The sequence below is a fragment of the Paraburkholderia susongensis genome, assembly GCF_900177725.1.
Taxonomy (GTDB): domain Bacteria; phylum Pseudomonadota; class Gammaproteobacteria; order Burkholderiales; family Burkholderiaceae; genus Paraburkholderia; species Paraburkholderia susongensis.
On the sequence record NZ_FXAT01000018.1, the window covers coordinates 12,158 to 30,335 of the forward strand.

General features: G+C 65.4%; 17 protein-coding genes. 5 read left to right on the forward strand and 12 right to left on the reverse strand.

Annotation, left to right across the window (positions count from 1 at the left end; translation table 11 throughout):
• Positions 1 to 58 precede the first annotated feature (58 nt).
• The 9 genes from B9Z01_RS31880 to B9Z01_RS31920 form a co-directional block, all read right to left on the reverse strand.
• Positions 59 to 892, reverse strand: a complete 834-nt coding sequence (locus tag B9Z01_RS31880; RefSeq protein ID WP_085489537.1) for a M55 family metallopeptidase — start codon at positions 890 to 892, stop codon at positions 59 to 61.
• Positions 889 to 2,013: a DmpA family aminopeptidase gene (locus tag B9Z01_RS31885; RefSeq protein WP_085489538.1), complete on the reverse strand. Its 1,125-nt coding sequence runs from the start codon at positions 2,011 to 2,013 to the stop codon at positions 889 to 891. The genes B9Z01_RS31880 and B9Z01_RS31885 overlap by 4 nt, the downstream gene beginning before the upstream one ends.
• Positions 2,010 to 2,915 carry a glutathione ABC transporter permease GsiD gene (gene gsiD / locus B9Z01_RS31890; RefSeq protein ID WP_085489539.1) on the reverse strand — a complete coding sequence of 302 codons (906 nt, stop codon included), beginning with the start codon at positions 2,913 to 2,915 and terminating at the stop codon, positions 2,010 to 2,012. Before gsiD ends, B9Z01_RS31885 begins: the two co-directional genes overlap by 4 nt.
• Before the next feature lie 7 nt (positions 2,916 to 2,922).
• On the reverse strand, positions 2,923 to 3,843 hold the full coding sequence (gsiC, locus tag B9Z01_RS31895; RefSeq protein WP_085489540.1) for a glutathione ABC transporter permease GsiC: 921 nt from the start codon (positions 3,841 to 3,843) through the stop codon (positions 2,923 to 2,925).
• 16 nt (positions 3,844 to 3,859) lie between these two features.
• On the reverse strand, positions 3,860 to 5,422 hold the full coding sequence (gene gsiB, locus B9Z01_RS31900; protein WP_085489541.1) for a glutathione ABC transporter substrate-binding protein GsiB: 1,563 nt from the start codon (positions 5,420 to 5,422) through the stop codon (positions 3,860 to 3,862).
• A gap of 60 nt (positions 5,423 to 5,482) precedes the next feature.
• Positions 5,483 to 7,363 (reverse strand): dipeptide ABC transporter ATP-binding protein, encoded by a 1,881-nt coding sequence (locus B9Z01_RS31905; protein ID WP_338047435.1) that lies wholly within the window; start codon positions 7,361 to 7,363, stop codon positions 5,483 to 5,485.
• Between the two features lie 107 nt (positions 7,364 to 7,470).
• Positions 7,471 to 8,496 carry an isoaspartyl peptidase/L-asparaginase family protein gene (locus tag B9Z01_RS31910; RefSeq protein WP_085489543.1) on the reverse strand — a complete coding sequence of 342 codons (1,026 nt, stop codon included), beginning with the start codon at positions 8,494 to 8,496 and terminating at the stop codon, positions 7,471 to 7,473.
• Positions 8,493 to 9,473, reverse strand: coding sequence for a MurR/RpiR family transcriptional regulator (locus B9Z01_RS31915; protein WP_085489544.1), 981 nt, complete (start codon positions 9,471 to 9,473; stop codon positions 8,493 to 8,495). Before B9Z01_RS31915 ends, B9Z01_RS31910 begins: the two co-directional genes overlap by 4 nt.
• Positions 9,474 to 9,663: 190 nt before the next feature.
• The gene (locus B9Z01_RS31920; protein WP_085489545.1) at positions 9,664 to 10,917 is read right to left on the reverse strand and encodes an MFS transporter; all 1,254 of its coding nucleotides are present in this window, start codon (positions 10,915 to 10,917) and stop codon (positions 9,664 to 9,666) included.
• A gap of 103 nt (positions 10,918 to 11,020) precedes the next feature.
• Between B9Z01_RS31920 and B9Z01_RS31925 the strand changes: the two genes are divergently transcribed.
• Both B9Z01_RS31925 and B9Z01_RS31930 read left to right on the forward strand, forming a co-directional pair.
• Positions 11,021 to 11,731, forward strand: a complete 711-nt coding sequence (locus tag B9Z01_RS31925) for a pseudouridine synthase (protein ID WP_085489546.1) — start codon at positions 11,021 to 11,023, stop codon at positions 11,729 to 11,731.
• A gap of 170 nt (positions 11,732 to 11,901) precedes the next feature.
• Entirely contained in the window at positions 11,902 to 12,090 is a 189-nt protein-coding gene (locus B9Z01_RS31930) for a hypothetical protein (protein ID WP_085489547.1), read from the forward strand.
• Positions 12,091 to 12,253: 163 nt separating this feature from the next.
• Here B9Z01_RS31930 and B9Z01_RS31935 read toward each other — a convergent pair whose 3' ends face one another.
• On the reverse strand, positions 12,254 to 13,327 hold the full coding sequence (locus B9Z01_RS31935) for a Rossmann-fold NAD(P)-binding domain-containing protein (protein ID WP_085489548.1): 1,074 nt from the start codon (positions 13,325 to 13,327) through the stop codon (positions 12,254 to 12,256).
• A 95-nt stretch (positions 13,328 to 13,422) separates the two neighbouring features.
• Here B9Z01_RS31935 and B9Z01_RS31940 point away from each other — a divergent pair, with 95 nt between their 5' ends.
• The 3 genes from B9Z01_RS31940 (at position 13,423) to B9Z01_RS31950 (ending at position 16,517) form a co-directional block, all read left to right on the forward strand.
• The gene (locus B9Z01_RS31940; protein ID WP_085489549.1) at positions 13,423 to 14,454 is read left to right on the forward strand and encodes a CDP-6-deoxy-delta-3,4-glucoseen reductase; all 1,032 of its coding nucleotides are present in this window, start codon (positions 13,423 to 13,425) and stop codon (positions 14,452 to 14,454) included.
• A 383-nt stretch (positions 14,455 to 14,837) separates the two neighbouring features.
• Complete coding sequence (locus tag B9Z01_RS31945; RefSeq protein WP_085489550.1) at positions 14,838 to 16,022, forward strand: acetylornithine transaminase; 1,185 nt, start codon at positions 14,838 to 14,840, stop codon at positions 16,020 to 16,022.
• Between the two features lie 18 nt (positions 16,023 to 16,040).
• Positions 16,041 to 16,517: a GNAT family acetyltransferase gene (locus tag B9Z01_RS31950; protein ID WP_085489551.1), complete on the forward strand. Its 477-nt coding sequence runs from the start codon at positions 16,041 to 16,043 to the stop codon at positions 16,515 to 16,517.
• Between the two features lie 153 nt (positions 16,518 to 16,670).
• Here the strand turns inward: B9Z01_RS31950 and B9Z01_RS31955 are convergent, their stop codons facing one another.
• On the reverse strand, positions 16,671 to 17,375 hold the full coding sequence (locus B9Z01_RS31955) for an ABC transporter ATP-binding protein (RefSeq protein ID WP_143809123.1): 705 nt from the start codon (positions 17,373 to 17,375) through the stop codon (positions 16,671 to 16,673).
• A gap of 17 nt (positions 17,376 to 17,392) precedes the next feature.
• Positions 17,393 to 18,166, reverse strand: coding sequence for an ABC transporter ATP-binding protein (locus tag B9Z01_RS31960; RefSeq protein ID WP_085489553.1), 774 nt, complete (start codon positions 18,164 to 18,166; stop codon positions 17,393 to 17,395).
• Positions 18,167 to 18,178 lie beyond the last annotated feature (12 nt).

Sequence of the window (18,178 nt, forward strand, 5' to 3'; positions counted from 1 at the left end):
CGAAGCGGACGGATCGTGAACCTTCAGGCAGGAACGCAACGCGAGCCGAGCCGGCCGCTCAGCGCAGCATGAACGACATCGCCGACAGGCAGTTGAGCATCCGCACCGCATGTTCGGCCGACGCCGCGTCAAAGCGCAGCGTCACGCCATCGACGCGCGTGAGCGTCGGCCACTGACAGAACAGATCGGCGAGCGCGCTCGTTTGCACGCGCAGTTCGCACTCGACGGGCTGCGCCTCTGCGCGCGTCGCCTGCGGCGCCCGCCCCTCATCGATGTGCTGACGGACCACGTCGCGCGCAGCGGCATGGAGCATCTCGCGCACGCTCGCGGGCGACTGCGTAACCCCGCTCGCATTGCCGGTCGCGCGCTTCGTGACGACAAAACGCGCGCCCGGAAAACGCGGCGCGGTTTCCTCGGCGAATACGTCATCGCCCGATAGAAGCGCGACGCGTGCGCCATATTCTTCGGCGAGCGCACCGTACACCCCTGCTTCGCCGAGTTCGACGCCGTTGAACGCGACGCGCGCGAACGCGAAGCTGTTGATCGTGTGCGCGAGGATGCCGCGTGTTTGCGCCTTCGCGTGATAGCCGATCATGAAGACGAGCGCGGCGCCGTATTCGACTCCGGCCATCATGCCGAGTGTGCGCGGCTTGCCGAGCACGACTTGCGCGCGCGGATCGAGCAGATCGGGCAGCAGGTTGCGAAAGCCGCCGTGCGAATCGTTGACCCATACCTCGGTCGCGCCGCTCGCGAACGCGCCTTCGATGGCGGCGTTGGCTTCGAGCGTCATCCAGCGGCGCGCGGCTTCGTATTCGCCGTTGCCGGCGCGTGTCTGCTCGGCATGGAACACGCCGGCCACGCCTTCGATATCGGCGGAAATGAGGACTTTCATTGCTCAGGAGTCTTCAGGAGTTGGACGAGGTCCGGTGCGCTGTCGCGCAGCGAAACACGCCGGTGGCCGTCGCGGCCGGTCACGGATTCCGCGCTCCACAATGCATCGACGATCGCCTGCTCGACGCTGTCGGCGCAGGCGCGAAACAGCGGGTCCATGCAGTGATCGGCGACGAGCGGCGGCAGCGTGACACGGTCGGCGCCGTGCGGCACGGTGTAGGCGGTGGAAAACGCCAGTGCGATGTCGCCGCTGCCGTGGCCGTACACCGAGCCGGTGCGCGCGAGACCCGCCGCCGCGCGCGACGACAGGCGCTTCAACTGGCGCGCGTCGAGCGGCGCATCGGTGGCGACGATCATGATGATCGAACCTTGCTCGGGCTTGTCGGCCGTCGCGCTGGCTGCGGCGGCGTGAGTGACGTTAGCGGCATTAACGGTGGTGGCCCCGGCCGCGCGCTGCGCGAGCACACGGCCGAGCGGCGTGCCGTCGATCGTCAGCATCGGCAAGCGGCCGAAGTTCGCGAGCACCAGCGCGCCGACCGTATAAGCGCGCCCCGCTGCGTTCACCACACGCGACGCATTGCCGATGCCGCCCTTCAGATCGAAGCACGACATGCCGCGCCCCGCGCCGACCGCGCCGCTTGCGACGTCAGTACTCGCGGCGTCGAACGCTTCGTTGAAATGCTGTTCGGTGACCGCCAGTGCCTGAATATCGTTCAGGTAGCCGTCGTTGCATTCGAATACGAGCGGATTGACCGTCGGCCATTCGCGACCGATGCGCGGATTCGCGCGAATCGCCGCCCTGATCTGCGCCTGCGCGATCGCGCCGACGCCGAACGTATTGGTCAGCGCGATCGGAGTTTCGAGCGTGCCCAACTCCTCGACCTGCACGAGCCCGACGCTCTTGCCAAAACCATTGATGACCGACGCCGCCGCGGGCACCTTGTCGGCGAACGGATCGCCGCGATGCGGACGGATCACGCTCACGCCGGTTTGCAGCGCGCCTTCAGCGAGCGTGCAATGTCCGACGCTCACACCTTCCACATCGGCGATCGTGCCGAGCGGTCCGGCCGGCAACGTGCCGATATGCGGCGCACGCTCACCGGAATAGTTAGCGTTACTCATGGTCGATCCAGCTTCGGATCGAGCGCGTCGCGCAGACCGTCGCCGAGCAGGTTGAACGCGAGCACGGTCAGGAAAATCGCAAGACTCGGAAACAGCGCGATATGCGGCGCGGTCACCATATCGGCGCGCGCTTCGTTGAGCATCGCGCCCCATTCGGGCGTCGGCGGCTGCGCGCCGAGGCCGAGGAACGACAGGCTCGCTGCGGTGATGATCGACGTGCCGATCCGCATCGTCAGATACACGACGACCGACGAAATTGTGCCCGGCAGGATGTGCCGCACGATGATCGTCCAGTCCGACGCGCCGATGCTGCGTGCCGCCTCGATATACGTGAGCTGCTTGAGCATCAGCGTATTGCCGCGCACGAGCCGCGCGAACGCCGGAATGCTGAAGATCGCCACCGCGCAGATCACGTTGATCATGCCGTTGCCGAGAATCGCCACGACGCCGATCGCGAGCAGAATGCCGGGAAACGCGAACAGCACGTCGGCGACGCGCATCGTGATGCGGTCCCACCAGCCTTCGTAGTAACCGGCGAGCAGTCCGAAGAACGTGCCGATCGCCGCACCGATCGCTACCGACAGAAAACCCGCTTCGAGCGAAATGCGCGAACCGACGAGAATGCGGCTGAAAATATCGCGGCCCAATGAATCGACGCCGAACCAGTGCGCCGCGGACGGTCCCGCGTTCAGCGCGTCGTAGTCGAAGAAATTCTCGGGGTCGTACGGCACGATATGCGGCGCGACGATCGCGACCACGATCAGCAGCAGCACGAAAACGCCGGCCGCCATCGCGACGTGCTGCTTGCGGAACTTGCGCCAGAACTCGCTCCACGGCGTGCGGATCGCACGTTCGGCGGAAGCGGCGTTGGCCGCGTTCGGCCCGGTGGCAGTGGTGCTCATGCGCGCCTCACTTGAAACGGATGGTCGGATTGATCACGGCGTACAGCACGTCGACGATCAGGTTGATGATGATGAATTCGAGCGAGAACAACAGCACCTCGGCCTGGATGATCGGGTAGTCGCGCATCGCCACGGCATCGACGAGCAGGCGCCCCAGCCCTGGCCAGTTGAACACCACTTCGACGACGATCGAGCCGCCGAGCAGAAAGCCGAATTGCAGACCCATCATTGTGACGACGGGGATCAGCGCGTTGCGCAGGCAGTGCTTGACGATCACGAGCCGCTCGGGCACGCCCTTGGCACGCGCGGTGCGCACGAAATCCTCGTGCATCACCTCGACGAACGAAGCGCGCGTGAAGCGCGCCATCACCGCCGCGACCGCCGCGCCGAGCGTGAGCGACGGCAGCACGTAGCTGCGCCACGAACCGTCGCCGACGATCGGCAGCCAGCCGAGCTTCACCGAGAAAATCTCCATGAGCAGCATGCCGAGCGCGAACGCGGGAAACGAAATGCCCGACACCGCGAGCGTCATGCCGAGCCGGTCGGGCCAGCGGTTGCGCCACACCGCTGAAACGATGCCGAGCGCCATGCCGATCACGACCGCCCACACCATGCTCGCGATCGTCAGCCACAGCGTCGGCATGAAGCGTTCGGCGATTTCCTGACTCACGGGCCGCTTGCTGCGCGTCGACACGCCGAAGTCGCCGTGCGCGATACGCCAGAAGAAGTTGACGAACTGCTGCGGCAACGGCTTGTCGAGGCCGAGGTCGGAGCGCACGAGCGCGACGGTCGCCTCGTCCGCTTCGGGACCGGCGGCGAGCCGCGCCGGATCGCCGGGCAACAGATGCACGAACAGAAACACCAGCACGGCGACGATGAAGAGCGTCGGCAGCAGGCCAAAGAGACGTTTGACGAGGAAGTTCAGCATGAAACCAATCCGGTTATCACTTGATCGCGATCTCGTCGAAGTTGAACGAGCCGTCCGGCGCGACGTAAGCACCCGAGAGACGCTTGCTGCGCGCGTACACGATCTTTTCCTTGACGAGGAAGATCCACGGCGCGTCGGCCCAGATGTGCTTCTGCGCATCGGTGTAGAGTGCGGTCTTCTGCGTGCGGTCGATGGTTTCGAGCGCCTGCTTCAGATCGTTGTCGACGGCATCGTTCTTGTAGTAGGCGGTATTGACCATCTTCGGCGGGAACGAGTACCCCGCGAGCAGCGGACTGATCGCCCAGTCGGCTTCGCCCGTCGACGACGACCAGCCCGTGTAGTACATGCGCACCGGCGCGCTCGCCGGATCCTGCGCGCTCTCCACCTTGGCGACGCGCTGGCCCGCTTCGAGCGCTTCTACACTGGCCTTGATGCCGACCTGCGCAAGCTGCTGCTGCACGAACTGGATCACCTTCTGCGCGGTCGAGTAGTTATACGCGGACCACAGCGTCGTTTCGAAGCCGTTCGGGTAGCCGGCTTCCTTCAGCAGCTCGCGCGCCTTCGCCGGATCGTACGGCCAGGGGCCGAGCTTGACCGCATAGTCGACGCCCTGCGGCACCACGCCGTCGGCAGGCGTTGCGTAGCCGGCGAACGCGACCTTCGTCAGCGCTTCCTTGTTGATCGCGTAGTTCAGCGCCTCGCGCACCTTCGGGTTGTCGAACGGCTTCTGGTTCATGTTCAGGCTGATGTAGCGCTGAATGATCGACGGCGCCGCGATCAGGTCGACCTTCGGGCTCGACTGCAACTGCGCGGCCTGCTCGAACGGCACCTGGAACGCGAAGTCCGCTTCGCCGGTGCGCATGAGCGCGGCGCGCGTGTTGTTGTCGACGACCGGCTTCCAGTCGATCGCGTCGATCTTCGGATAGCCCTTCTTCCAGTAGCCGTCGAACTTCTTCACGGTCAGGTCGCCCGCCGGGTCCCACTTCACGAGTTCGAACGGACCCGTGCCGACCGGATGGAACGCGATGTCCTTGCCGTACTTCTTCAGCGCGGCCGGCGAGATCATCACCGCCGACGGATGCGCGAGCACGTTGACGAACGCCGAGAACGGCGCTTTCAGCGTGACGCGCACCGTGTACGGATCGACCACTTCGGTCTTCTCGATGCGGTTGAACATGTTGTAGCGCTTGAGCTTGTTCGCCGGGTCGGTCACGCGGTCGAAGTTCGCCTTCACCGCGGCCGCGTTGAAGTCGGTGCCGTCCTGGAACTTCACGCCGTGGCGCAGCTTGAACGTGTAGACGCGCGCGTCGGGGCTCGCTTCATAGCTGTCGGCCAGCACGTTGACGAGCTTCATGTCCTTGTCGAAGCCGAACAGTCCCTGGTAGAACGACTTCGCAACGGCTTGCGAGAGCGTGTCGTTCGCGTCGTACGGATCGAGTGTCGTGAAGGTCGACGCGACGGCCATCACGGCCGTGGTTTCGGCGTGCGCCACACTGCCCGCGAGCATCGCGAACACCACCGCGCCGCCGCTGACGAGCGCGCGCAAACGAAACGGAAAGGACGGGACCAGCAGGTTCATGAGGTTGCTCCAGGCTGCGAGATGAAACGGATTAAGGTCTAATGTAATGAGTCGTTCTGCTTAGTAAGCGCCACCGACGCGATGCTGCGCGACGAAGTGACCCGGTCCCACCGCGACGAGCGGCGCGACGACCGGTTCGTCGTGCAGCGCGCGGATCGGACTTGGGATGTCGTCGGCGGCGAGCATGCGCTTCGCGTGACGGCGCGCGGGGTCGGCGACCGGCACCGCGCTCATGAGCTTCTTCGTGTACGGATGCTGCGGCGCCTCGAACACCGCGCGACGCGGACCGATCTCGACGATCTGGCCGAGATACATCACCGCGACGCGATGACTGATGCGCTCCACCACCGCCATGTCGTGCGAAATGAACAGATACGCAACGCCGAGTTCGCGTTGCAGATCGAGCATCAGATTGACGATCTGGGCCTGCACGGACACATCGAGCGCGGACACGGATTCGTCGGCGATCACGACTTTCGGATTCAACGCGAGCGCGCGTGCAATCGCGATACGCTGACGTTGCCCACCCGAGAATTCATGCGGATAGCGACGCGCGGCCTCAGCCGGCAAGCCGACCTTCTCGAGCAGCCACGCAACGCGCGCCTGCGCTTGCGCGCCCTGCGCGACGCCGTGCACAAGCAGCGGCTCCATGATCGAGAAGCCCACGGTCAAACGCGGATTGAGCGACGCGAACGGGTCCTGGAAAATGAACTGGATGTCGCGGCGCAAGGTCTGCAACGCGGGCCCCGTCAACGAGCTGATTTCCTTGCCATTGAATTCGATCGAACCGCTCTGGCTTTCGACGAGCCGCAGCAGCGAGCGGCCCGTGGTCGATTTGCCGCAGCCCGATTCGCCGACGAGCGCGAGCGTCTCGCCTGGCCGCAAATCAAAGCTGACTTTTTCGACCGCGTGCACGCGGCCCGTCACGCGGCCGAACACACCGCTGCGAACCGGAAAGCGCGTGACGAGATCGCGCACGCGCAGAACCGGCGGCGTCTCGTCGCTCACCGGCGGCTGCGCTTCATCGGCGACCGCGGCGGCGGGCTGCACGGCCGCATCGGCGCCGTTCGCTCCCGCCTCCTCGACGCTCAGGATCGGAAAGCGCGCGGGCTGATCGGTGCCCTGCATCGAGCCAAGCCGCGGCACCGCGGCGAGCAGCGCCTTCGTATAAGGATGCGAGGGCGCGGCGAACAGCGTGTCCGCCGCGCCCTCTTCGACCTTCTCGCCGCGATACATCACGAGCACGCGGTCGGCCACCTCGGCGACCACACCCATGTCGTGCGTGATGAAGATCACGCCCATGTTCATCTCGTCCTGCAAACCGCGGATCAGTTGCAGGATCTGCGCCTGGATCGTCACGTCGAGCGCGGTGGTCGGCTCGTCGGCGATCAGCAGTGCGGGCTTGCACGAGAGCGCCATCGCGATCATCACGCGCTGGCGCATGCCGCCCGACAGTTGATGCGGAAAGCGCGCGGCAACGCGCTTCGCTTCAGGAATCCGCACGAGTTCGAGCAAGCGCAGCGTTTCGGCTCGCGCGGCTTCGCGGCTCTTGCCCTGATGCAGCGCAATCGCCTCGCTGATCTGATCGCCCACCGTGAAGACCGGATTGAGCGAGGTCATCGGCTCCTGGAAGATCATCGCGATGTCGGCGCCGCGAATCGTGCGCATCGTGCCGGACGAAGCTTTCGCGAGATCGAGCACGCTGCCGTCGCGCCGCCGGAACGCGATGCTGCCGCCGGCGAGACGTCCGCCGCCATGCTCGATCAAGCGCATCAGCGAGAGCGAGGTGACTGATTTACCCGAGCCCGATTCGCCGACGATCGCCAGCGTCTCGCCACGCTCGACCGTCAACGACAGATTGCGCACCGCGTTGAAGGTCGAGCCGCCACGGCGGAACGCGACCGTCAGATCGTCGACCGCGAGCACGCGTTGCGGCGGCATGGTTTCGATAAGCGGGCGGGCGGTGTGCGATGAAGTCGGCACGGTGATTCCTTTGAATTCGAACGCGGCTAACGAGAGTTCAGGAGAAGTGGCGAAGCGGTGAATGGCTAACGATAGATCGCCGTCACCGGCGCTTCGCCGAGCCGCGCAAAGCCGCGGTACATGCCTTCGGTATTGAACGGCAGCGTGACGTTGCCATGCACGTCGACGGCGACGAGGCCGCCGCGTCCGTCGATCCTGGGCAGGCGGTTCATCACGACGTCGTGCGCGGCCTCTTCGAGCGTGACCCGGCGGTAGGCCATCTGCGCGGCGACGTCGTAGGCGGCGACCATGCGCATGAACATTTCGCCGGAGCCGGTGGTCGACACCGCGCAAGTCGCGTCGTCCGCGTAGCAGCCCGCGCCGATCAGCGGCGTGTCGCCGACGCGGCCCACCTGCTTGTTGGTGACGCCGCCCGTCGACGTCGCCGCGGCCACGTGGCCGTGGCGGTCGAGTGCGACTGCGCCGACCGTGCCGAACTTGCGGTTCGGATCGATCGGCTCGTGCGGCATGGCATCGCCCTTCGCTTCAGACGCGGCATTGGAAGTGGCATCGGGAGTGGCATCGGCGGCCGCGGCGAGCGTCGCGCCATCATGATCGAGCATCGGGCGCTGCTGCTCGCGCGCGAGTTGCCATTGGCGATAGCGCGCTTCGGTATCGAAGTAGCCGTTATCGACGAACTCGAGTCCCTGCGCCGCCGCGAACGCTTCCGCGCCTTCACCGGTGAACAGCACGTGCTCGCTGCGTTCAAGCACGCGGCGCGCCACCAGAACCGGATTGCGCACGCGCTTCACGCAGCAGATCGCGCCGGCGTCGAGCGTGTGGCCATCCATGATCGCAGCGTCGAGTTCGTGCGTGCCGGCCGCCGTGTAGACCGCACCGTGGCCCGCGTTGAAGAGCGGGCAGTCCTCGAGCAGACGCACCGCTTCGCTGACCGCGTCGAGTGCGCTCCCGCCCTCGGCGAGCACGCGCTGGCCGGCGCTCAGCACCGCGTTGAGCGCCGCGTGATATTCGGTTTCGGCGCTGGCCGACATCGACGTACGCAGGATCGTCCCTGCCCCGCCATGAATGGCAATGACTGCGTTGGAATTCATCGTTTGGATTGTGGAGTGCGGGTTGTTTTGGTCCGTGCGCGCTGGCTCGCGGCGCGCGCCGGTTCGTCGATTGGGTGCGCCGAGCCGCTCTGCGGATCGACGAGCCACGGCAGCACGAATTCGCTGACCTCGGCGGCCGCTTTCACCGAGCGTTGCGCGCGATACGCGACCGCATCGCACAGCGCTTCGATCACGGCCAGCACGGCCGAATCGGCATTCGACGCGAGCCGCCGGTCGGTGCGCACATACAGCGAGAGGTCCGCGAACTGCGCAAGCGGCGAGCGCGGAGAGTCGGTGAGCGCGAGCACGCGCGCGCCGCGCCCGGCCGCACGGCGCGCGAGTTCGATCGTGTCGTCGACATAGCGCGGAAACGCGATGCCGATGACCAGATCGCCTTCGCTCGAACCGACCAGATACCGGGCCGCGTGCGACGGGCCGCCGATCAGCGCGAGCGAGCGCACGTTGTCGTGATAGGGCAGCAAGCCGTGCTCCATCAGGCTCGCGAGAAACGCGCTCGCGCCGAAGCCGAGCACGAATACGCGGCGCGCGGTGATGATCGCGTCGACGGCGGCGTCGGCCGCGGCGCGATCGATCGACGTGCGCGTCGCGTGCAGATTGTTGATGGCCTGTTCGAGCGATGCATCGATCAGGTTATCGCCGGCTGCGAGCGACTCCTGCGCGCTGCGCAGCCGTTCGACCGGCGCGAGCGTCGCCTCGAAGCCGCGCACGAGCGCCTCACGAAACTGCGGATAGCCATCGAAGCCGAGCGCGCGGGCGAAGCGATTCGCGCTCGCCACTGAGGCGCCGACCACGCTCGCGAGTTCGTCGATCCGCATGGTCGCCGCGCGAAACAGATTGGCCAGCACGTACTCGCCCATGCGCCGGTGGATCGGCGTGAGGGTCGGCATGGCCGTGACGATACGCGCGGCAATGGCCTGCTCGGCGGGACTGGAAGCAGCGGATGAGTGATGAATCATGCGAGCAGACAGGCGCGGTCGTTCCAGCTGAATTGAATGAAAGTATATTTACATAGAACGTGCTCAGGAAAAAATTCATTTTCATGAATTGAGGGTTTTTACCGATAAAACACCCTCTGACAAGGGGCTTTGTCGCTTCCGCCCGCTCGACCGGCGATGAAAATCCATTTTCATCGCCGGGTTCTTGGTCTCAGCACGCCGCTGCGCCCTGCTCGGGAATGCTCGCGAGCCGCGCCGCCGGCGACATGAAAATGATCAGCGCCTGCACGAGAAACGCGAGGGCGGCCGCGACGAGGCACGCGTCGATGTTCCAGCGCGCGCTGAGCACCGCGCCAAGCAGCGCACCCACTGGCCGCGCGCCGTAGGTCGCGGTGCTGATGAGCGCCGACACGCGGCCCATCATCCGCTCGGGCGTGATCGCCTGACGCAGCGTCGTCGAGCCGACGACCCACAGGATCGGCCCCACGCCGAGCAGGAAGAAGCTCGCGAGCGCGAGCCAGAACGATGGCGCGATAAGCGTCGCGACCATCACGAGCGACGCAAGCAGGCCACACGTCGGCCCGATGACGAGCATGCGGCCGAACACGAGGCGCCGCGCGATCGCGGGCGCGGCGAGCGCGCCGCAGACCATGCCGACACCATACGCGCCGAGCGTCACGCCGACCGCCGACGCGCTGAGCCCGAGCCGATGCACGGCGTACGGCACGTACACCGCTTGCAGAATGAAGAAACCGAGGTTGAAGAACACCGCGGTGAGGAGCATCGGCAGAAGCAGCGCATCGCGCAACACGAAGCGCGTGCCGTCGCGCAACTCCAGCATGAAGTGACGCGGCGGCACGGCGGCGCGTGGCGGCTCGCGCAAGCCCGCGAGCAACGCGACAGCGAGCGCCGATAACGCCGCGGCACCGCCATATGCCCAGCCCGCGCCGATCCAGCCGACCAGCAAGCCGCCCGCCGCCGGTCCCGCCGAATACGCGACGCTGCGCGCGAGTTCGAGCCGGCCGTTCGCATTCGCGTAGGCCTCGCGCGGCACGATCGACGGGACGAGCGAAGGCGCCGCGACGTTGTAGGCCACCGTGCCGGTCGCGGCGACGAAGCCGAACGCGGCGAGCAGCGGCAGGCTCAGCGCATGCGTGAGAACGAGCAGCAGCACGCACAGCATCGCGAGCACGCGCACGCTTTCGGCAAGCGTCATCAGCACGCGGCGCGAGCGGCGGTCGGCCCAGACGCCGAGCGGGATCGAGAGCAGCAGGAACGGCAGTGTCTGCGCCGTTTGCAGCAGACCCGTGTCGCGCGCATTCGCGCTGAGCGCGAACACCGCGACGAGCGGCGCGGCGGCGAGACTGATCTGCTCGGCCGATTGCGCGCACAGATTCGACCAGGCGAGGCGGTGGAACGCGGCGGGCAAACGGCTCGCGGCAGAGGATGAAGACGTGGCGTGCATCGACGAACTCCCAGGGTTCATGCAGTTCAGGATGAGGAGTCCATCGTCGCCGCTTAGCCGTTGCGCGGCGCTCCGCTTCTTGCGGTGTTATTCTTCGCTCGCCATGAATCTCGAAAGCATTCTCTTCACTCAAGGTTTCGGTTCGCGCCGGCAATGCCGCGCATTGATCGGCGATGCGCGCGTGAGCATCGGCGGCGCCGTGTGCACCGACGCCGACGCCGATTTCCCCGTCGACGACGGCGCGCTGCGCTTTAGTGTCGACGGCATCGAGTGGCCGTATCGCGAGCACGCGTATCTGTTGCTGAACAAGCCGGCCGGCTACGAATGTTCGCGCGATCCGCAGCATCATCTGAGCGTGTTCAGTCTACTGCCGCCGCAATTCGCCGAGCGCGGCGTGCAGTGCGTGGGCCGCCTCGATCAGGACACCACGGGTCTTTTGCTGCTCTCCGACGACGGCAAGTTCGTGCATCAGTTCACCTCGCCGAAACGCAAGGTGCCGAAGCTGTATGTCGCGACCACGCGCCATCCGCTCGACGACGCGCAACTGAACGCATTGCGCGACGGCGTGCTGCTGCACGGCGAGACGAAACCGAGCGCTGCGCTCGAAGCGCACGCGCGCGATCCGCACACGCTCGCGCTCACTGTGCTCGAAGGCAAATACCACCAGGTCAAGCGGATGATCGCGGCCTGCGGCAACCGTTGCGAAGCGCTGCATCGCGAGCGGATCGGCGGGCTCGCATTGCCCGCGACGCTCGCGCCCGGAGCGTGGCAATGGCTCGACGAAACCGGCCTCGGTTCTCTACTGAGCGGGTAAACCGCTACTGAGCCGCTAGTGCCCGCATAAGCCCTTGATGCGCCGGGAAAAGCCCGCGCGCATGGCGCGTGTATCGCACATACGTGCGCTGCAGCGCAGCATGCCGTTCCTTACGTGTCGCCCTATACTCGTTTAAACAAACGAATACAAAGGTTTCAAGGAGGAACGCCATGCATATCGACGGCACGAGCGCGATCTCGCAGGCGATGGTTACCTTTATCTGTCTGGCGCTGCTGCTGATCGGCGGATTGCTGGTCATCATGCGGCTGCGGCACAGGTATCATCCGAGCCTGATCGGCGCCTTGATTGGCGGGATGCTGTGCTTCCTGCTGCTGGAAGTGATGCCAGCGCTGACCTGAGCCGGACGGGCCGCGCCGGTGTTGCCGGCGCATCAGGGCGGCCGTTTGATCCAGCGCGACGGGCAAGCGGTTTTGCGAGGCAGCGATGCCTCGTGAGGGCCGTCTTCGTGTTGCGCCCCCCGCGCTCCCCCGCACCCCTCCCTCGTCTTGCCCTGCGCGACCCTCACACTTCCCGCAAGAAATCCGCGACGCTCGGATAGCGCAGACGCACGCGCAACTCTTCCTTGAGACGCCGGTTCACGAGCCGTCTCGATTCGCGCATGAACGACAGCAAGCTCGGATCGAGCTGCTCCTCGGCCTGCGCGCGCGTGATACGCGGCGCGCGCGCGAGACCGAACGCGTCGGCGACCGCATCGAAGTACTCGCCCATCTTCAGCGACGAATCGTCGGACGCGTGGATCACGCGCCCCGGTTTGCCGTGCGTCGCGAGGCGCACGAGGATCCCGGCAAGGTCGTCGGCGTGAATGTGGTTCGTGTAGACGTCCTCGGCAGCGGTGAGCGCCGGCGTGCCTTTCTCGAGCCGCGCGAGCGGCAGGCGGTTGCGCGCATAGATGCCGGGAATCCGCGCGATGCTCACAGCGACCACACCGCGCGCGGTCGCGCGCCGCAACTGCTGCTCCGCCGACACGCGCCGTTTCGCGCGCGCATTGGCCGGCCTCGCCGCGCGTGTTTCGTCGATCCACGCGCCGCCGCAGTCGCCGTAGACGCCCGTCGTGCTCGCGTAAACGATGTGCGGCGCGTGGCGCACCGGTGCGCGCGCAGCGGCGGCCCAGCGTACCCTGTCGGGTACAATACCGGGTGTTTCAGCATCCAGACATGAAGCGCGCGCACGGCGCATTCGTGCGATTGGAGCGACGGCCGGACCCATCGCGGCAGCGGCCATATGGCCCACGGTACTGCGGCCCATGTGACCCATGCGACCCGCTGCACCGCGCGCGGCACCGAGCGCCGCAAGCAATGCGCGAGTGCGGCGGTCGTCGTCGCCGGACTTCTGCGGCGGCGCGAGATGCAGCACCGTCGGCGCGAGGCCCGCGAGCCGTTTGAGGCTGCGGCGCTCGTCGAGATCGCCGACAAGCGGCGTCGCGCCCGCGGCGCGCAGTTCGGCGCAACGCTGCGCGTGGCTCGTCAAGGCGAAGACATGCGCGCGCGGTTGCAGCAAGGGCACGCAGCGCATGCCGACGTCGCCGCATCCAACGATCAGCACGCGCGGCCGGCGGAAGTTTCGTGTCGCTTTCATGGTGGACGCATTGTAGCCGTCACATGCGGCAGGTACCGCACGGTTGATCCGGCGGGTCCGATAACGATTCCGACTTTTCGATTTCGAACAACTTTATGGCATTTAACGTCACGCTCCGGCAAAGCGGCCGGCAGTTTCAGGTGGAACAGGACGAACCGGTGCTCTCCGCCGCCCTGCGTCAAGGCATCGGCCTGCCGTACGGCTGCAAGAACGGCGCGTGCGGTTCGTGCAAGGGTACCGTCGTGAGCGGCGAAATCGAACAGCGCGCGCATTCGTCGTCGGCATTGTCGAACGACGAAAAGACGCGCGGCATGGCGCTCCTGTGCTGCGCGACCGCCTGCTCCGATCTCGAAGTGGACATCCGCGAAGTAGCCGGCGTCGGCGACGTGCAGGTCAAGAAGCTGCCGTGCCGCGTGAGCGCGATCGAGCGCCGCGCCGACGACGTGATCGTCGTGAAGCTGCAACTGCCCGCCAACGAGCGCCTGCAATATCTGGCCGGCCAGTACCTCGAATTCATTCTGAAAGACGGCAAACGCCGCAGCTATTCGATGGCGAACGCGCCGCACACCGAAGGCCCGATCGAGCTGCACATCCGCCACATGCCCGGCGGCGCGTTCACCGATCACGTCTTCAACACGATGAAGGAGCGCGACATCCTGCGCTTCGAAGCACCGCTCGGCACGTTCTTCCTGCGCGAAGACTCGGACAAGCCGATCGTGCTGCTCGCGTCGGGCACCGGCTTCGCGCCGTTGAAGGCGATCGTCGAGCATGTGGTGTTCAAGAACATCACGCGGCCAATCACGCTCTACTGGGGCGCGCGCCGCAAGAAAGACCTCTATCTGCTCGAACTCGCCGAACAATGGGCGCGCGAGATTCCGAACTTCAGGTTCGTGCCGGTGCTCTCCGAGCCCGACGCGAGCGACGCATGGACCGGCCGCACGGGCTTCGTGCATCGCGCGGTGATCGAGGACCTGCCCGATCTGTCGGCTTATCAGGTCTATGCGTGCGGCGCGCCGGTGATGGTCGAATCGGCTCAGCGCGATTTCACGCAGCATCACAAGCTGCCGGAAGACGAGTTCTACGCGGACTCGTTCACGAGCGCGGCCGATCTCGCGAACGCGGTCTGATCGCGCAGTCCGACCGAACGCACGGCACGCCGTGCGGGCCGTGCGCGCCGAACGTGTCAGCATCGAGGCAGGCGCTCAAAAATCTGCTTCGTTGCGGCGTCATGCAAATTGATGGTTTACACCGGCGCTTTTCTTATCGTATTCTTTCGCGCATGAACCGCATCCAGTCCGAACTCCGACGTCGCCGCTCGCCGCTTCCTTAGGGACGCCGCTGGCTTCGTCACGGATTCGCGCCGCACAGGCGCAAGCTGTTCGAATCATGAAAGCCACGGCATGCCGTGGCTTTTCTGTTTTTCCGGCCGCCGTTTCCTATACCTTCGCACCGGCCAACCCGCCATTTCCATTCACCGTGCTTCCTTACCTTTTGCCTGGAGCCTGCCGTCATGAATTTCAATGAGTACCCGATCGATTCGCTGATGTACATCACGAACCGGCCCGACGTCGTGTTCACACACGGCAAGGGCTCGTGGATTTACGACAACAACGGCAAGCGTTATCTGGATTTCATCCAGGGCTGGGCGGTCAACAGCCTCGGCCACTGCAACGACGGCATGATCGAAGCGCTGAACAGCCAGGCCAAGCTGCTCATCAACCCGTCGCCGGCGTTCTACAACGAGCCGATGGCGAAGCTCGCGGGTCTGCTCACGCAGCACAGCTGCTTCGACAAAGTGTTCTTCGCGAACAGCGGCGCCGAGGCGAACGAAGGCGCGATCAAACTCGCGCGCAAGTGGGGCAAGAAGTTCAAGGACGGCGCGTTCGAGATCATCACGTTCGACCACAGCTTCCACGGCCGCACGATCGCGACGATGTCGGCGAGCGGCAAGCCCGGTTGGGACACGATCTACGCGCCGCAGGTGCCGGGTTTCCCGAAGGCCGACCTGAACGACATCGCATCGGTGGAAAAGCTCATCAGCGCGAAGACGGTTGCGGTGATGCTCGAACCGATTCAGGGCGAAGGCGGCGTGATTCCCGCCACGCGCGAATTCATGCAGCAACTGCGCGAGCTGACGAAAAAGCACAACCTGCTCCTGATCGTCGATGAAGTGCAGAGCGGCTGCGGCCGTGCGGGCGCGCTGTTCGCGCATCAACTGTCGGGCATCGAGCCGGACATCATGACGCTCGGCAAGGGCATCGGCGGCGGCGTGCCGCTCGCGGCGCTGCTCTCGAAGGCGGAAATCGCCGTGTTCGAAGCGGGCGATCAGGGCGGCACCTACAACGGCAATCCGCTGATGACCGCGGTCGGCTATTCGGTGATCTCGCAACTGACGGCGCCGGGCTTCCTCGAAGGCGTGCAGGCGCGCGGCGAATACCTGCGCGCGAAGCTGCTCGAACTGTCCGAAGAGCGCGGCTTCAAGGGCGAGCGCGGCGAAGGTCTGCTGCGCGCGCTGCTGCTCGGCAAGGACATCGGCAACCAGATCGTCGAGAAGGCGCGCGATATGCAGCCTGATGGCGTGCTGCTCAACGCGGCGCGTCCGAACCTGCTGCGCTTCATGCCGGCGCTGAACGTGACGACCGAAGAGATCGACCAGATGCTGGCGATGCTGCGCTCGGTTCTCGACTCGCTGTAACCGACGAGGAACGCACCGATGACGACGAACACGACGCTATCGATCCGCCGCTTCGACGCGAGCGACACCGATGCGGTCGTCGCGCTGTGGCAGGAAGCGTTTCCCGAGTACCGGGACGTGACACGGCCGCAGCGCAATCCGCATCTGTCGATCGCGAACAAGCTCGCGACGCAACCGGAGCTGTTCTTCGTCGCGGTGCTCGGCGCACGCGTCGTCGGCACCGTGATGGGCGGCTATGACGGACACCGCGGCTGGCTGTATTCGCTCGCGGTCGACGAATCGCTGCGACGTCATGGCATCGGCACACGGCTCGTTGCACACGTCGAAAACGCGCTGACGAAGCTGGGTTGTCCGAAGCTGAATCTGCAGGTGCTATCCGCGAAGGCTGAAGTGCGCGCCTTTTACGAGGCACTCGGTTATCGCGCCGACGCGGTGATCAGCCTCGGCAAACGGCTCGGCGAATTCGCGGACGCAGCGCCGGCTGTGCAGGAGTGAAGCGCTGCTTGCGGCGTGACTTCCGCGCCTGAGCCTGAATGCAAAAACAAGCAAAAAGGCCGCATGCGTTGGTGAACGCATGCGGCCTTTTCTTCTGTCGCTACAGCTACGGTTGGCGACGCGGCCGGACTATCGGGTCCGGCTCATTCTCACTTATTCACCGAGGTAAGCAGCCCGCACCTTCGGATCATCGAGCATCTGCTTCGCGTCGCCCGACATCGTGATCAGACCCGAGTCCATCACGTAGCCGCGGTTCGCTGCCTGCAAAGCAAGGCGCGCGTTCTGCTCGACCAGCAGCACGGTCATGCCTTCGGACGAAATCGAGCGCACCACTTCGAAGATCTTCTCGACCATGATCGGCGAAAGACCCATCGACGGTTCGTCGAGCAGCAGCAGTTTGGGGCGCGAAATGATCGCGCGCGCCATCGCGAGCATCTGCTGCTCGCCACCCGAGAGCGTGCCCGCGTATTGCGCCGCGCGCTCCTTCAGGCGCGGAAAGAAGCCGAACATGCGCTCGACGTCGGACTTGATGCCGTCCGCGTCCGTGCGCAGATACGCGCCCATCTGCATGTTCTCGACGATCGACATGCGCGCGAAAATGCCGCGCCCTTCCGGCACCATCGCGAGACCGCGCTTGAGCAGTTCATGCGCGGGCAGGCCCTTGATCGACTGGCCCATGTACTCGATGTCGCCGGCGCCGTACGCCTTCAGACCCGTGATCGCTTTCATCGTCGTGGTCTTGCCGGCACCGTTCGCGCCGATCAGCGTGACGAGCTCGCCCTGCCCGACCTCGAGATCGATGCCCTTGACCGCCTGGATGCCGCCGTAGTTGACCTGCAGGCCCTTGATTTTCAACATTGCTTGCGTCGTGGACATCAGTGGACTCCCGCACCCAGATAAGCTTCGATCACCTTCGCATCCTTCTGCACGTCCTGCGGCAGACCCTGGGCAATCACCTTGCCGTAGTCGAGCACTGTCATCTGGTTGCACAGACCCATCACGAGCTTCACGTCGTGCTCGATCAGCAGGATCGTCTTGCCGTCCGCGCGGATCTTGTCGAGCAGCTTGGTCAGCTCGACCTTTTCGGTCGCGTTCATGCCGGCCGCCGGTTCATCGAGCGCGAGCAGCTTCGGATCGGTCGCCAACGCGCGCGCGATTTCGAGGCGGCGCTGGTGGCCATACGACAGATTGCGCGACGTGTAATCCGCGTACTGCGTGATGCCGACGTAGTCGAGCAGTTCGAGCGCGCGCTCCTTGATTTCACGCTCTTCCTGGCGCTCAGCCGGCGTCTGGAACACTGCGCCGATGAGGCCATGCTTCGTGCGCACGTGGCGGCCGACCATCACGTTTTCGAGCGCGGTCATGCCGCCGAACAGACGGATGTTCTGGAACGTGCGCGCGATGCCCGCCTTCGCGACCTGATAGACGGCCGTCGGCGTGTATTCCACGCCGTCGAGCTTGAACTCACCCGAATCCGGCGTGTACAGACCCGTGATGACGTTGAAGAACGTCGTCTTGCCGGCGCCGTTCGGGCCGATCAGGCCGTAGATCTCGCCCGCGCGGATCTGCAGGCCGACTTCGGAGAGCGCCTGCAGACCGCCGAAGCGCTTGTTCACACCCTTCACGGACAGACGAATGTTATCGCTCATATCTTTTCTCCC